This window comes from Paenarthrobacter sp. DKR-5, from assembly GCF_018531425.1.
Classification (GTDB): Bacteria; Actinomycetota; Actinomycetes; order Actinomycetales; family Micrococcaceae; genus DKR-5.
Genome location: NZ_JAHBOI010000001.1, coordinates 514,877 through 528,656, shown reverse-complemented (window position 1 = coordinate 528,656; position 13,780 = coordinate 514,877). Strand labels below are relative to the sequence as shown.

The window sequence follows — 13,780 nt, the reverse complement described above, 5'->3', positions numbered from 1 at the left end:
CGCCCTCCCCCGGGTCTACCCTGATGCCGTGAACACGCGTTTTGTGGCCTTGGGCGACTCGTTCACCGAAGGAGTCGGTGACGCCGACCCCGGCCTGCCGAACGGCGTCCGCGGGTGGGCGGACCTCGTCGCCGCCAGGCTCGCCCAGCTCGCCCCGGACACCAGCTACGCCAACCTCGCCGTGCGCAGCAAGCAGCTGGGCCAGATCGTGGGAGAGCAGGTGGACGCTGCGGTAGCGATGGAGCCGACCCTGGTGACGTTGTGCGCCGGCGGCAACGACCTGCTGCATGCCCGCGTCGACCTGGGTGCGCTCGCCGCGCAGTTCGAGGACACCGTCGCCCGGCTGTCCGCGGGCGGGGCGCGCATGCTGCTCTTCACCAGCTTCGACGCACCGCTCTCCGCTGGCCTGGCGCCGCTGCGCGCTCGCAACCAGAGTTACAACCGCCACATCCGTGCCATCGCCTCCCGGCACCGTGCCTTGCTGGTGGACTCGTGGTGCTTCGAGCAGTTCCAGGACTGGCGGCTCTGGTCCGCGGACCGGCTGCATATGTCCACGGCTGGCCATCTGTATCTGGCGGCGAAGGTCCTTGAGGTGCTCCGCGTGCCGCATGCTCTTGACGACGCCGTCGCCGCTGCACTTGAAGGAGCCGAACGCGGCGCTTCGGGGTGGCGCGGCGCGGCCGACGGGGCGACGTGGCTCTACCGCGACGTGCGGCCCTGGCTGGTGCGCCGCGCCCGGGGCAGGACATCGGGGGACGGGCTTTCGGCTCGCTGGCCGGTACTGGGCCCGGTCGATCCGCGGCTTACGACCGGCTTCGCGGGGCTGTCCGCTCCTGCCGCCCGCGTCGCCCCGGCTGCCGTGCCGGAAACCGCCGTCACGCCCGCCGCGGTTCCGGTGCCGGCAGCGGCCTTGCTGCGGCCCGTCGTCGCCGGACAGGCGTGAGGGAACGCCGCCGGCGGTGACATTAGACTCGTGCCCATGACGGACGCACGCTGGCTCACCCCCGAGGAACGCAAGGCCTGGCTCGCGCTGCTGTCCGTTATGACAGTCCTGCCCGGTGCGCTCGATGCGCAGTTGCAGCGGGCCGCCCGGATCACGCTCTTCGACTACACCGTGCTCGCGATGCTCTCCGAGGCGCACGGCCGTGCCCTGCCCATGACCGAGCTGGCGGCACGCACCTCCTCGTCACTGTCCCGGCTCTCCCATGTGGTGACCAAACTCGGAGGCCGCGGCTGGGTGGAGCGGCAGTCCAGTCCCGGGGACGGTCGGGTGACGACGGCGTCGATCACCCAGGCGGGCATGGACGCCATCGTCTCCTTGGCGCCGGACCACGTCGAGAACGTTCGCCAGCTGGTCTTTGACACCTTGGAGGAGGGCGACGTCGAGGACCTGCGCCGCATCGGCGAGCGGATTGTCGCCGGCCTCGATCCGAAACACTGGATCCTGCGCCCGGCGGACCAGGAATCCTGACTCTCCGCCACCGGGCACAACGAACGGACCGCCGGCCCATTGTCAGCGGCGTGGAACAATTGACGCCGGACGACGGACGCGTGAGGAGCAAAGCGATGGAATTCTCGGCCAGATACGTGGCACTGGGCGACTCGTTCACGGAGGGCGTGGGGGACGATGATGCCTCGCTGCCCAACGGTGTCCGGGGCTGGGCCGACAGGGTGGCCGAGCAGCTGATGCTGGCCGATCCGGCGTTCGGCTACGCCAATCTGGCCATCCGGGGCCGGAAGCTCCGCGCAATCATGGACGAGCAGGTGGACGCCGCGCTGGCCCTTGCGCCCACCCTGGTGACCCTTTATGCCGGTGCCAACGACATCCTGCGGCCGCGGATCGACATCGACGCCCTGATGGCCCGGTACGACGACGGCGTGCGCCGGCTGCGGGCCTCGGGCGCGACGGTGCTCCTCTTCACAGGCTTTGACGCGAGCGCCTCCGCCGTATTCGGGACCATGCGCGGCCGGACAGCGATCTACAACGAGCTGGTGCGCGAAATCGCCGACAACCACGGCGCCCTGATCGTTGACTACTGGCGGATGAGGGAGTTCCGCGACTGGCGGATGTGGGGCCAGGACAGGATGCACATGTCCGCGGCCGGGCATCTGCTGATGGCGAAGAAGGTGCTGGCGCTGATCGAAGCCGAGGACCTCACCGAGCACCCGGCACTGCCGGACCTGCCCGTGCTGACGGCGCTGCAGAGCATCCGGGCGAACGCGGACTGGGCGCGCACGTACGTGGGGCCATGGCTGGGGCGCCGGCTGCGCGGCGTGTCCTCGGGGGACGCGCTGTCGCCCCGGTATCCCCGGCTGACACGATTCGATCCGGTTGCCCGCCCGGCCGTTCAGCCGCAGGGCGCCCCGGCGGGGGACTAGCCGGCCGCCGGCGCGCGGAAGAGTGGCGTCGCCAGCAACTGGCCGGAACGGTCGACGGCGAAGATCTCGACGTCCCAGCCGCCGACGGCCTTGTCCAGCATGGCCTGGCCCCCGGCGATCACCGCCGTGGCGAGAACGTCCGCCGTGACGATGTCGGCCGCGACCACGCTCACCTGGGCAAACGTTCGCGCCCCGGCGCCGGCACCGGCCGCCCAGATGTGCTCGCCGCGCTCCGCAGTGCCTGACGTTGCCACCGCCGCGCGTCCGGCGGCGGGGTCGAGCGGGGCAACGGTGACGAGCGCGGAACGGTCCGCCGGGTCCACGATGCCGACCGTCCAGTCCGAGCCCTCGGCCGGGCGGCCGGCGCAAAGCACGTCGCCTCCCGCGTTCAGGCACCAGTCCGCCAGCCCCAAGGACCGGACGGCGTTGCCCGCGTCCTGCATGGCGAGGGCCTTGACGATGCCGGACAGATCCAGCGCGCCGTCCGGGCGGTCCGGTGTGAAGGCCCCGTCCGTCCTGAGACGCCAGTCCGCGGCCTGCTGGTAGGCGGCGCGCAGCTGGGGGGACGCCTCGGCCAGCCGCAGCGTGCCCTCGTTGAGCCGGCTCAGCTCGGATGCGGGCCTGTAGAGGCTGAACCGTTCATCCAGGGCGTGGAAGACTTCGTCGGCCGCGGCGAGTGCGGCGTCCTGCAAGAGCGGGTCGACGGCGGCCGGAAACGAGAGGCTCACGACCGTTCCCATGGAACTGAAGGTGTTGGTGGAGAGGGGCGTCCCGCCGCCGTCGGGTTGCTCCATCTCAGCCCTTGTAGCTTGCGGCGTCCAGCGCCGACTGCAGCGACGTCAGGTAGCCCTCGCTGGTGTAGGTGGCCCCGCCGATGGACTGCACATTGGCGGACTGGGCCTGGAGGACTTCGGAGCGCAGCATCGGTGCGGCCTGGGAGCTGATCATCTGGGAGCGGCCGTCCGCGTCCGTGAGCTGAAGCGGGGTAACCTCGGCGATCTTGCCGGAAGCAATGGTCACCTGTACCTGCACGTTCCCGTAGGGGGTGGAGACGCTCTGGCCTGTGAAGGTGCCACTCTTCGCCGTCGAGCCTGACGATGAGCTGCTTCCCGACCCGCTGCTTCCCGAGCTGGCGTTGCCCGAACCCGTGCTGCCCGAACCGGCGGAGGAGCCGGTCGAGGCGGACCCGGAACCGGATGCTGCCCCGGAACCGGAGGAGCTGCTGCCGGTGGCGGGCCCCGTGCCGGGCTTTTCTCCGCCGCCGTTGCTGCTGGCGGCCTGTCCGGCCAATACTGACGTCCCTGAGTGTGCGCCGAGCTGCAATCCGGCGGCGAGGATGCCTGCGGAAGCCAGTGTTGCTGCTGCTATTCCTCGTCTTCTCACCAGTCGAACCTTTCGTAGTGGATCTGTTCGTCGGAGGCGCCGGCCAGCTTCGCGTCCCGGACCACCAGGTCCGCCCAGTTGCGCGGCCCGCAGACGTAGACGTCGGCATCGGCCACTTCCGGGGCGTAGGAGCGGAGCTCGTAACCGGCGCGCAGTGCCTCTTCGGGCAGCCAGGAGTCGACGCCGCGGGCCCGCTGGCCCATCGCGACGTAGAGCCTGGCGCCGCGGCTGGCGCACAGGTTATAGATCTCGTCGTACAGGTAGAGGTGCTCGTCGCTGCCGCTGCGCAGCACCACTGCGGCCTCGCCGGGGTCGAACGCTGAACGCTCCAGCAACGAACGGATCGGCGTGATGCCGATTCCGGCGCCGATCATCACCAGCCGGCGGCGGCTTCGGGCCCGTTCGGTGAAGAGCCCGTAGGGTCCCTGCACGACGACGCGGGTTCCGGGCCGCAGTCCTGCCAGTTTCGCCGAACCCCTGCCCAGGTCGCGGACGGTGATGCGCAAGCTGTTCGCCCCGGGCGCGGCCGAAAGCGAGAACGGGTGGGCATGCCACCACAGCCTTGGGGCGAGGAAGCGCCAGATGAAGAACTGTCCGCCCTCCGCCTGCAGGGAGGCGAGGTCAAGGCCGGTCATCTCGATGTTGACGACGCCGGGGGCCTCCAGGGTGACCCGGGACACCGTGAGCTTGTGACGCAGGGTGAGGTCGATGGGGGCGATCACCCGGAAGATGACCAGGGCCGAACCGGTTATTACATACAGCCCGATCCAGTACCAGCGCTGCCACGTTCCTTCAGCGAACAGGCTGCCGACGCTGAACTGGTGCGGAAGCGCCGTCAGGACGGCGGCGTAGGTCAGCAGGTGAATGGCGTACCAGAACTCGTACGGGAACTTGCGCCTGACCGCCACCAGGGAGGACACGACGACGGCAATGAAGAGCGCCATCGAGATGAATGCCAGCGGCATGTCTCCGACCGTGTTCCACAGGTCTACGGCCTCCGCGAGCGGGTTCATTTTGGCGGCGGCGCCGTAGCCCAGCAGCAGGAACGCGCCGTGCGCGAGCAGGAAGTACAGCGAGGGCTTCCCGAGTTTCTTGTGGAACGCCATGGCCTTGTCGTGGCCGATGGTGTGGTCGATGAAGGGCAGCCGGGCAGCGAGCAGGAGCATGACGAACACCAGGTCGGTGCCCACGAGGCCGGCGACGATCCCGATGGAGGTCAGGGCGTCCGGGATCGTCGCGAACTTGCGTGCTCCGCCGTCGGCGAGGAACAGCGCCAGGGCCGCCGCAACCGAACCCCAGCACAGGACGGTGAGGAAATCGGTGCGGAGCATGCGAACGCGGAACCGGTTACGGATCCGGTGCTCGACGGCGCTGCTGCGTACGGGCTGCTGCAGTAGACGGGTGCTCATGGATTAAATCTTGCTGACGGATCCTGTTTACTTGCTGTGAATGCGCTGTAGTGCCCGCATGACTGATAATTCACCGTCGTCGTGCGGTGCCGCCGCCCTCCCGAACCGTCCGGATTGGCCTTAATCGGCCCGGGAATCTAGGATAGGAGGGCGCTAGGTGGCGCGGAGCGTGCGCAATTGCTCCGGTTGGCGGTGACTCACGTCCCGCGGGCCGGTAGTTAGGGGCTCAGGTTGCGTGCTTCCGTCTGCCTTGGAGTGAAGAGACTTTCGCAGCATAGCTCGTCAGCTTTCCGACTTCCGCCGTTTCCCGCAGCCAAGCTGCGGCAGCAACGGGTCCACCTCTGGTGACAGGACGCCCCTGGCCGCAACCAACCGCAGGTAGCTCTGCACTTATTTATTCATTCTTTAGAGGAGAGTCGTCATGGCAGCACACTGCCAGGTGACCGGAGCCGAGCCGGGCTTTGGACACAGCATTTCGCACTCGCACCGCCGCAACAAGCGCCGGTTCGATCCGAACATCCAGAAGAAGCGCTACTGGGTTCCGTCCCTGCGCCGCAATGTCACGCTGACGGTTTCCGCGCGCGGCATCAAGACCATCGACGTGCGCGGAATTGACGCCGTCGTCGCCCAGATCCTGGCACGCGGGGTGAAGCTCTAATGGCAAAGCAGCAGGACGTCCGTCCGATCATCAAGCTGAAGTCTACCGCGGGCACCGGGTACACCTACGTCACCCGCAAGAACCGTCGTAACGACCCGGACCGCCTGGTCCTGAAGAAGTACGACCCGAAGATCCGCAAGCACGTCGAATTCCGAGAGGAGCGCTAAGCACATGGCTAAGAAGTCAATGATCGCTAAGAACGAACAGCGTAAAGTCATCGTGGAGCGCTACGCCGCGAAGCGCGCCGAGCTGAAGAAGACCCTGGTCGACGAGAACGCGACCGACGAGGCCCGCGAAGCTGCCCGTCTGGGCCTGCAGAAGCTGCCCCGCAACGCTTCTCCGGTCCGCCTGCGCAACCGCGACCAGATCGATGGCCGCCCGCGTGGCACCTTCCAGAAGTTCGGGATCTCCCGTGTCCGCTTCCGTGAGATGGCCCACCGCGGCGAACTCCCCGGCGTGACCAAGTCCAGCTGGTAAATCCCGGCAACGGATTCCAAAAGGGCGGCAACCATACGGTTGCCGCCCTTTTGCATTCCCGGCAGGGCTCGGTTGGGGCCCCGTGGGCGGGAAATCACGGGAAAAACCCCCAAATTCCGCCAAATTTGCCGGATTATGGGTGCCAAGCTGGTAAGTTTTCGACCAGTGGCCTGTACGCGGCTTGCGTGCCGGCTCATCCAACCTGAAAGTCCAGGAGGACAAATATGGCTATCAACCGCAGCGAACTCGTCGCCTCCGTCGCCGAGAAGTCCGGCAACAGCCAGGCTGCCGTCAACGGTGTGCTCGACGCCCTGTTCGAGGTTTTCGAGACGTCCGTCGCCAAGGGTGAGAAGATCACCATCCCGGGTTGGCTTGCCGTCGAGCGCACCGACCGCGCTGCACGCACCGGCCGCAACCCGCAGACGGGTGAGACCATTCAGATCGCCGCGGGCCACAGCGTCAAGCTGACCGCCGGCTCCAAGCTGAAGGCTGCTGTCGCCAAGAAGTAACTCTTCTTCCGCGAACTTCGAAGGGCGGTGACCGCATGGTCACCGCCCTTTGCCGTCTCCGCGGTGGAGCGCGAGCGGCCAGTCGCGGCGGCTTCCTGCGCGCGCAGGCCACCGCAACTGGCCGCTCGGCCGCCCAACGGGCCGGGGCGATTGGGTGCGTGCGCGCCGCTGGCGGACAATGGAGAGGTGCCCTCAGCAGTAGCCGACCGAAAACTCCCTGCCCGCAGCTCCCGGCCCGGGATCTCCAACCCGTGGCTGCTGCTTGGCCTCGCCGCACTCGTCCTTGGCCTCGTTGGCGGACTGCTCTTTTCGGGGGCGGCTGCCGCCCGCGCCGTGTCCGACCCGGGCGCCCTGGTGCGCTGGGGCCTTCCCGTGGCCCAGGCCGTGCACAACATCGCTGTCGCCGGCGTAATCGGCGCCCTCGTCTTCGCGGTTGTGATCCTGCCGCGCAATGCCCGGGGCGCCCGCAGCGGACGCGCCGGGCGCGAGGACGGGCCCGAGCACCCCGCGTTCACCCGTGCGCTCTCGCTGGCCGCGGCAGCCGCCGCCGTCTGGACCGTCTCGGCCATCGCAGTGCTCGTCCTGACCTACTCGGACATTGCCGGCCAGCCCTTGAGCGGCGGCCAGGAGTACACCGGCCAGCTGGTGTACTACATGACGGACCTGCCGACCGGCCGGGCCTGGCTCTCCATCGTGATCATCGCCGCCATCGTCACCACCCTGGTCTTCGGTGTCCGCAGCCTCACCGGGCTCGGGCTGACGCTGCTGCTGGCCGTCGGGGGCCTGGTGCCGATGGCCCTGATCGGGCACTCGGCCAGTGCCGCGGACCACGAGGGTGCCATCAACTCGCTTGGTTTGCACCTGGTCGGCGTTGCGCTCTGGGTGGGCGGCATCATCGCGCTCGCGGCGGTGTCCCGGACCCTCGGCGAGCACACCCGGCCGGTGGTGCAGCGGTTCTCGAGCCTCGCCCTCGCCGCGTTCTTCACGGTCTTCGCCTCCGGGGTCGTCAACGCCGCCATCCGGATCACCAGCTGGGACGATCTGTTCAACACCTCCTACGGCCAGCTGGTCCTGGCCAAGACGGTCGCCACCCTGGTGCTTGGCGCCGTCGGGTTCATGCACCGTCAGTGGGTGATCCCGCAGCTCGGCGGCTCGAACGGCTCGGCCGCGCGTGTGCTCTGGCAGCTCATCCTCGTCGAACTTGCCGTCATGGGGGCCACCAGCGGCATCGCCGTCGCGCTGAGCCGGTCCGCGCCGCCGCAGCCGGCCACGTTCGCTCCGGACACCCCGCCGGCGGTGCTGCTCAGCGGCTACCCGCTGCCCCCGGAGCTGACGGCCAGCCGCTGGTGGACCGAGTGGCGGCTGGACTGGCTGTGGGTCGCCTTCGCGGTGTTCGCCGCCGCCAGCTACCTCGCCGGCGTCGCCAAGGTCCGACGGCGCGGGGACAGCTGGCCGTGGCTGCGCACCGTGCCGTGGCTGGTGGGCCTCGTGGCGCTCACCTACATCACGTCCGGGCCCCCGGCGGTGTACGGCCGGATACTGTTCAGCGCGCACATGGTGGACCACATGGCCTTGACCATGGTCGCCCCGATCTTCCTGGTGCTCGGTGCGCCGATCACCTTGGCGCTGCGCGCCCTGACTCCGCGCAGCGACGGTTCCCGCGGCCTGCGCGAGTGGGTCCTGGTCATCGTCCACTCACGGTTCTCCGCCGTCGTCACGCATCCGCTGTTCGCCGCTGCGAACTTCGCGGGCAGCATCATTCTGTTCTACTACTCGGACGCCTTCGGCTTCGCGATGCGCGAGCACGTAGGCCATGAGCTGATGAACCTGCACTTCCTGATCACCGGGTACCTCTTCGTGCTCTCACTGATCGGCATCGACCCGGTCCCGCGCCGGGCGCCGTACCCCCTGCGGCTGGTGCTGCTGCTCGCCACCATGGCGTTCCACGCCTTCTTCGGCGTCGCCATCATGGGCTCCACCACCCTTCTCGAGGCCTCGTACTTCGGAAACCTCGGCCGACCCTGGGGGCCCTCGGCCCTCGCGGACCAACAGCTCGGCGGCGCCGCTGCCTGGGGCATCGGCGAAATCCCCACCGTGCTGGTCGCAATCGGGGTCGCCGTGTCCTGGTCCCGCTCCGACGCACGGGAAACCAAGCGCCGGGACCGTGCAGCGGACCGGAATAACGACGCCGACCTGACCGCTTACAACGATATGTTTGCCCAACTCGCCCAGCGCGACGAGAAGCTGAAGGAGCGCCCCTAGTGCCCCAGGAAACCGTTCGAACCAACTACCGTGTGCGCGCCTCCGAGCTCGTGGGCCGCGGCTGGCTGAACACGGGAGGAAAATCGGTCTCCCTTGAGGACCTGCGCGGCAAGATCGTGCTGCTGGACTTCTGGACCTTCTGCTGCATCAACTGCCTCCACGTCCTGGATGAGCTGCGGCCGCTTGAGCAGAAGTACTCGGACGTGCTCGTCACCGTGGGCGTGCACTCGCCGAAGTTTGAGCATGAAGCGGACCCGGTGGCCCTTGCGGCCGCCGTCGAGCGCTACGAAATCACCCACCCGGTACTGGATGACCCCGAGCTGGCAACCTGGCAGGCATATGCCGCCCGCGCCTGGCCCACGCTCGTGGTGATCGACCCCGAGGGGTACATCGTGGCGCACCTCTCCGGTGAGGGCCATGCCAACGGGCTGGAGTCCCTCGTGGAGGAATTGGTCGCCGAACACGACGCGAAAGGGACGCTGCACCGCGGGTCCGGCCCCTACGTTGCCCCGGAGCCGACGGCGGGAGACCTGCGGTTCCCCGGCAAGGTCCTCGCATTGCCCAACGGCAACTTCCTCGTCTCCGACACCGGCCACCACCGTCTCGTGGAGCTTGGGCCGGACCTGGCCACGGTGGAGCGGGTGATCGGTTCCGGCACGAAGGGCTTCCGCGACGGGCAGGCGGAGGTTGCGCAGTTCAACGAGCCGCAGGGTCTGGTGCTGCTGCCCGCGGAGCTGACCTGGCAGCTCGGGTACGACGTGATCGTCGCCGATTCGGTCAACCACCGCCTGCGCGCCGTCTCGCTCTCCTCCGGCCAGGTGCAGACCGTGGCCGGAAACGGCGTCCAGCGGCTCATTGCCTCCCCGGACGCCCCGCTCGATGAGAAACCCGCAGTCGAGGTCCACCGCCACCACAATCCCCTGGAAGTGGCCCTGTCCTCCCCGTGGGACGTCGTCTGGTCCCGCAAGGCGAACGCCGTCGTCGTCGCGATGGCCGGCGTGCACCAGCTCTTCAGCTACGACCCCGCGGCGAGGGCCTTGGAAATCATCGCCGGGACCGCCCTGGAGGGCCTGCTCGACGGCCCGGCCCCGGAGGCTTGGTTCGCCCAGTCATCCGGCCTTGCCGAGGACGCCGACGGCAACATCTGGGTGGCGGATTCGGAGACGTCCGCGGTCCGCGTGCTGCGCTTCGGCGAGGATGGGGCCACCGTGGAGACCGCGGTCGGCACCGGGCTGTTCGACTTCGGCTTCCGCGACGGCGCTGCCGGCCAGGCCCGCCTGCAGCACCCGCTTGGTGTGACGGTGCTGCCCGACGGGTCCGTGGCCGTGGCCGACACCTACAACGGCGCCGTCCGCCGGTACGACCCGTCGACCAGGACCCTTTCGACGCTGGCCCGCGGCCTGGCCGAACCGTCCGACGTGCTGCTGGACGCCAGCGGCCCGGAGCCGCTGCTCATTGTCGTGGAAGCGAACAGGCACCAGCTGGTGCGCCTTCCGATCCCGAAGGAAGCCCAGCAGGTGGACGAAGGCGCCGCGCAGACCCAGCGCCCGCGGACCGCCGTGGCGGCAGGGCAGTTCGAGCTGACCGTGCGGTTCACCGCGCCCACCGGCCAGAAGCTTGACGACCGCTGGGGGGACCCGACCCAACTGAAGATCTCCTCGACGCCGCCGGAACTGCTGACGGACGGCGGCGGGACCTCTACGGGCCTGCAGCGCACCCTAACGCTCTCGCAGGACATCCCCGAGGGCGTCCTGCACATCACCGCCCGGGCCGCAGCCTGCGACGGTCCTGCCGATGCCGACGGCGAGATCCCGGACCACGCGGCCTGCCACCTGTACCAGCAGGACTGGGGCATTCCGGTGCTCCTTGACGCAACGGGGGAGACCAGCCTGACGCTGGACCTGCGCGGCATGGACTAACCGGCGGCGAGTGCCTTCAAAGTGCCGTCACTTCCCCCCTTCCCCTCGGAGGCGAGTGACCGCGTTTCGATCAGTAGTCGACGACGGGCGTGACGGTGATGGCCGAACCGCTGACGTCGAGCCGGGCAGTGAAGTTGAAGTTCTGCAGCGGCTTCAGATCTGAGACAGCCCCGGTGAACAGGTCCATCTGCTTGGTGGAGAGCTGCGCTTTGCCGGCCAGCGGAGCGATGACCCACTTGCCGTTGTAGGGATCGATCGTGACTTTCGGGTACTGGGCGATGCTCCACTGGACCGGCGCGATGATGCGGTTGTTGGTGCTGAAGTAGAACGGGCAGCCCGCCGGCTGGAGGACCTGCTGCTTGGCGCACCCGTCCAGGAATTCATGGATCCGGCTGTCGACCTGCTGCACGAGGGCCGGGGTTGCCTTGGTCGCGATGGCAAGGGGCTCGGACGGGGACTGCGGGCCCGTCACCGTGGCGCGGGAGGGGTCGGCTTTGAAGAACGTCCCCTCGTAGGAGCCTTGGAATTCGCCCGGGTAGAAGACGCTGAAGGAGTTGCTGCCGGACGGCATGCTGACCGGCACGCCGTTGAGCGAGGCCTGGCTCTCGTTGACCACGGAGACGTTGAGGGTGGGCAGCGTGGTCGGGACCATGGACCAGCGGCTGAAGAAGAGCCAGTCGGTGCCGGTGCGCTGGAGGAAGAAGTCGGAGCTGAGCTGGCTTCCGTCGATGGTGTACGACACCGTGACTTTGGACTGTCCGTCGGGCTGCTGCTGCGGGCTGCCCAGTTTCACGTCGCTGATGCGTTCCGCCGACTTCTTCAGGGCGGATCCGTCCAGCATGGCCGCGTTGGCCCGGGGGACCTTGGCGTGGAGCAGGCCGAGGGCTTTGGATCCGTCGCCGTCCCTGAGCGCCTGGAGGTAGTCCCGGACTGGCTGCTGCGGGCCGGCCACGGTGTTGTTGATGACCACAATGGCGATGACCGCGGCGGCGATGGCGAGCATCAGACCGAGGAGCCAGGCGGCTGCGATCTTAATGAGGGCGGGGCTCGTCTGCACCATATCTACGTTACCTGCTGGCAGCCGCAATCCCTTTCCCGTGACGAGCAACGGGAGCCCGGGGGAGGGGGTCAGCGCCTCCTGCGGCGCGGCGCGGTGCCGAACATTCCGCGCAGCAGTTCGCGTCCAAGCTGGGTGCCCATGGACCGTGCCATGCTCCGCAGACCTCCGCCCACCGCGCCGCCGAGCACGTCCGCGATCTCGCCTGCCATGCCGCCGCCAACGGGTCCCTGGGTGGGTGCGGGCGCCGGTGGAAGTGGCGGAGCAGGCGGGGGCGGCGGGGCCGCCGGGCCGGTGGGAGGCACGGCCGGCGCCGCGAGCTTCTCGAACGCCGAGACCGGGTCGACGGCGGTCCCGTACTTGGGCAGCAGGGCCGAGTTGGCGGCGGTCCCCTTCACCAGGTCCTCGGCGCTGGGGCCCATCAGCGATTCCGGGGCCCGCAGCCGGGTCCAGGCGACCGGCGTCGGAGCGCCTTTCTCGTTCATCACGGTGACAACCGCTTCACCGATGCCCATGGAGGTCAGGACCTCTTCGAGGTCGTATCCGCTCACCGGGAAGGTGGACACGGTCGCCTTCAGGGCCTTGGCGTCGTCGGGGGTGAAGGCGCGCAGGGCATGCTGGACGCGGTTGGCCAGCTGGGCAAGCACATCGGCCGGCACGTCCTTGGGGGTCTGCGTCACGAAGAAGATGCCCACACCCTTGGAGCGGATGAGCCGGACGGTCTGGGTGATGGCCGTGAGGAACGCCTTTGAGGCGCCGTTGAACAGCAGATGGGCCTCATCCAGGAAGAACACCAGTTTCGGCTTGTCCGCGTCGCCGACCTCCGGCAGATCGTGGAACAGGTCCGCGAGCAGCCACATCAGGAAAGTCGAGAACAGCAGCGGCTTGTCCTGCAGCGTCGGAAGCTCCAGGCAGGAGATGACGCCTCGGCCGTCCGGTGCCGTGCGGATCAGCTCGCTGGAGTCGAACTCGGGCATGCCGAAGAACTTCTCCATGCCCTGCGCCTCAAGGGTGATGAGCTCCCGAAGGATCACACCCGCCGTCGCCTTGGAAAGACCGCCGAGCGCCTCCAGTTCCGGCTTGCCCTGCTCCGAGGTGAGGTAGCTAATCACCGCGCGCAGGTCCTTGAGATCGTAAAGCTCCAGGCCCTTGGTGTCGGCGAAGTGGAAAATGAGCTGCAGGCTCGATTCCTGGGTCTCGTTCAACTCCAGGATGCGCGAGAGCAGGATGGGGCCGAAGGAGCTGATCGTGGCCCGGACCGGGACGCCGTTGCCGTCGCCGCCGAGGGAGAGGAACTCCACCGGGAAATTCATGGCGGACCACTCCTGGCCGAGGCTCTGCGCCCGCGCCATGAGCTTCTCGCTCGCGGTCCCCGGCGTGGCCAGCCCTGTCAGGTCCCCCTTGATATCGGCAAGGAAGACCGGCACGCCGGCGGTGGACAGCTGCTCGGCAATCATGTGCAGGGTGACGGTCTTGCCCGTGCCGGTCGCCCCGGCCACGAGCCCGTGCCGGTTCATCATGGCCAACGGCAGCCGGACCCCGGCGTCCGGGTGCGCTTCGCCGTCCACCACCGCGACGCCGAGCTCGATCGTGGCTCCCGTGAACGTGTAGCCCTGCTGGATCGCTGCGAGCTTCTCCGCGGCGTTGGTTGCGTTGTTCGCCATGCCGTTAGCGTACACACGGCGCCCCGGCCTGGCCGCAGGAAAAATCTGCGCGCAGAAAGGTCC

The 13,780-nt window shown here is 68.5% G+C and carries 14 protein-coding genes; 9 read left to right on the top strand and 5 right to left on the bottom strand.

The genetic code is table 11. From position 1 onward, the window contains the following. The first annotated feature begins 28 nt into the window (after positions 1-28). The 3 genes from KIH31_RS02610 to KIH31_RS02600 all read left to right on the top strand — a co-directional run bounded on the left by KIH31_RS02610 (position 29) and on the right by KIH31_RS02600 (position 2,379). Positions 29-943 (top strand): SGNH/GDSL hydrolase family protein, encoded by a 915-nt coding sequence (locus tag KIH31_RS02610; protein WP_307857507.1) that lies wholly within the window; start codon positions 29-31, stop codon positions 941-943. Positions 944-979: 36 nt separating this feature from the next. Continuing rightward, positions 980-1,471, top strand: a complete 492-nt coding sequence (locus KIH31_RS02605) for a MarR family winged helix-turn-helix transcriptional regulator (RefSeq protein ID WP_214425480.1) — start codon at positions 980-982, stop codon at positions 1,469-1,471. A 95-nt stretch (positions 1,472-1,566) separates the two neighbouring features. After that, positions 1,567-2,379, top strand: coding sequence for an SGNH/GDSL hydrolase family protein (locus tag KIH31_RS02600; RefSeq protein ID WP_214425479.1), 813 nt, complete (start codon positions 1,567-1,569; stop codon positions 2,377-2,379). On the opposite strand, the gene KIH31_RS02595 is transcribed toward KIH31_RS02600, so the two are convergent. The 3 genes from KIH31_RS02595 to KIH31_RS02585 all read right to left on the bottom strand — a co-directional run bounded on the left by KIH31_RS02595 (position 2,376) and on the right by KIH31_RS02585 (position 5,171). Next, entirely contained in the window at positions 2,376-3,173 is a 798-nt protein-coding gene (locus tag KIH31_RS02595; RefSeq protein ID WP_250545350.1) for an FAD:protein FMN transferase, read from the bottom strand. The two genes, KIH31_RS02600 and KIH31_RS02595, sit on opposite strands and share 4 nt — an antisense overlap. Before the next feature lies 1 nt (position 3,174). Next, on the bottom strand, positions 3,175-3,669 hold the full coding sequence (locus KIH31_RS02590; protein WP_250545349.1) for an FMN-binding protein: 495 nt from the start codon (positions 3,667-3,669) through the stop codon (positions 3,175-3,177). A gap of 89 nt (positions 3,670-3,758) precedes the next feature. Next, positions 3,759-5,171: a ferric reductase-like transmembrane domain-containing protein gene (locus KIH31_RS02585; protein WP_250545348.1), complete on the bottom strand. Its 1,413-nt coding sequence runs from the start codon at positions 5,169-5,171 to the stop codon at positions 3,759-3,761. Positions 5,172-5,592: 421 nt separating this feature from the next. Here KIH31_RS02585 and rpmB point away from each other — a divergent pair, with 421 nt between their 5' ends. The 6 genes from rpmB (at position 5,593) to KIH31_RS02555 (ending at position 10,996) form a co-directional block, all read left to right on the top strand. Continuing rightward, the gene (gene rpmB, locus KIH31_RS02580) at positions 5,593-5,829 is read left to right on the top strand and encodes a 50S ribosomal protein L28 (protein WP_214425477.1); all 237 of its coding nucleotides are present in this window, start codon (positions 5,593-5,595) and stop codon (positions 5,827-5,829) included. Continuing rightward, a complete protein-coding gene (gene rpmG / locus KIH31_RS02575; protein WP_214425476.1) occupies positions 5,829-5,996 on the top strand; it encodes a 50S ribosomal protein L33 in 168 nt (55 codons plus the stop codon). Before rpmB ends, rpmG begins: the two co-directional genes overlap by 1 nt. A 4-nt stretch (positions 5,997-6,000) precedes the next feature. Continuing rightward, complete coding sequence (rpsN, locus tag KIH31_RS02570) at positions 6,001-6,306, top strand: 30S ribosomal protein S14 (RefSeq protein WP_214425475.1); 306 nt, start codon at positions 6,001-6,003, stop codon at positions 6,304-6,306. Between the two features lie 224 nt (positions 6,307-6,530). After that, on the top strand, positions 6,531-6,815 hold the full coding sequence (locus tag KIH31_RS02565; RefSeq protein WP_214425474.1) for an HU family DNA-binding protein: 285 nt from the start codon (positions 6,531-6,533) through the stop codon (positions 6,813-6,815). 186 nt (positions 6,816-7,001) lie between these two features. Continuing rightward, positions 7,002-9,077 carry a cytochrome c oxidase assembly protein gene (locus KIH31_RS02560; RefSeq protein WP_374224839.1) on the top strand — a complete coding sequence of 692 codons (2,076 nt, stop codon included), beginning with the start codon at positions 7,002-7,004 and terminating at the stop codon, positions 9,075-9,077. After that, the gene (locus KIH31_RS02555; RefSeq protein WP_214425473.1) at positions 9,077-10,996 is read left to right on the top strand and encodes an NHL domain-containing thioredoxin family protein; all 1,920 of its coding nucleotides are present in this window, start codon (positions 9,077-9,079) and stop codon (positions 10,994-10,996) included. Before KIH31_RS02560 ends, KIH31_RS02555 begins: the two co-directional genes overlap by 1 nt. Before the next feature lie 70 nt (positions 10,997-11,066). Here the strand turns inward: KIH31_RS02555 and KIH31_RS02550 are convergent, their stop codons facing one another. Both KIH31_RS02550 and KIH31_RS02545 read right to left on the bottom strand, forming a co-directional pair. Continuing rightward, a complete protein-coding gene (locus tag KIH31_RS02550; RefSeq protein WP_214425472.1) occupies positions 11,067-12,056 on the bottom strand; it encodes a hypothetical protein in 990 nt (329 codons plus the stop codon). A 68-nt stretch (positions 12,057-12,124) separates the two neighbouring features. Further along, on the bottom strand, positions 12,125-13,717 hold the full coding sequence (locus KIH31_RS02545) for a helicase HerA-like domain-containing protein (protein ID WP_214425471.1): 1,593 nt from the start codon (positions 13,715-13,717) through the stop codon (positions 12,125-12,127). Positions 13,718-13,780 lie beyond the last annotated feature (63 nt).